Here is a 697-nt window from a genome sequence, read left to right as displayed (position 1 = left end):
CCCCACCCACAACCAACCCGCCATGAGCGTCGACGCCTCCGTCAGTGCTCAGCGGGCTGCCGGATGGAGCCTGGCTGAGGCCTTGTTCGGCATAAACGTGGCGTCTTGCTCCCAACTGAAGGCGGGAAGACGGCAGGACTGTCACCCACTCGGCCTGGATTCAGGAAAGGAGAGGCCTCTTTGGGGGCTGACCTCGTTACAGTGACGTTAAGTCAGGTCTGTTGCTACGGAGGCCCCATGAAGATCACCGTGACGATCGACGATCCCACCGGTGACTTCCAGAAGCGGCTACTCGACCTGCTCGCTGAGTATGCCGCGGACGTCGAGACCGACACCGCCTGGACCGCTGAGCGCGCGCAACGCTACTACCTGGCGTTGCCGGCCCGGGCTCGCCGCATCGTCAAGGAGGCTGCCAGCCGCGGCGGGTACGTCGATGCTGCCACGCTTCGCGACGGTGAGGACAGGAGCCTCCGGGGACATAGCGCCTCGCTCAAGTTCACTCTCGACCGCGGCGTGCGCAGCGGATGGTGGCCTGAGGGCATGGAACCTCCGATCAAGGCTCAAGGCCCTGGGTTTGGCAAGGTCGCCGGCTACAGCATGCCGACGGATCTCATCGGCGTCTTCCTCGCCGCAGCCAGCAAGCCTGCCCCCGGACTGCAGTGACCCCACTCGTCTTGCGGGTTGGTTGTGGGTGGGG

General features: G+C 65.3%; 1 protein-coding gene. It reads left to right on the top strand.

Annotation, left to right across the window (positions count from 1 at the left end):
- The first annotated feature begins 237 nt into the window (after nt 1–237).
- Nucleotides 238–663, top strand: a complete 426-nt coding sequence (locus A4V12_RS05810; RefSeq protein WP_064068134.1) for a hypothetical protein — start codon at nt 238–240, stop codon at nt 661–663.
- The last annotated feature ends 34 nt before the right edge of the window (nt 664–697 follow it).

It is taken from the genome of Streptomyces noursei, from assembly GCF_001646665.1.
Lineage (GTDB): Bacteria > Actinomycetota > Actinomycetes > Streptomycetales > Streptomycetaceae > Streptomyces > Streptomyces lavendulocolor.
Note: the sequence above shows the minus strand (reverse complement) of the source record. Positions and strands in the feature narration are given on the sequence as shown.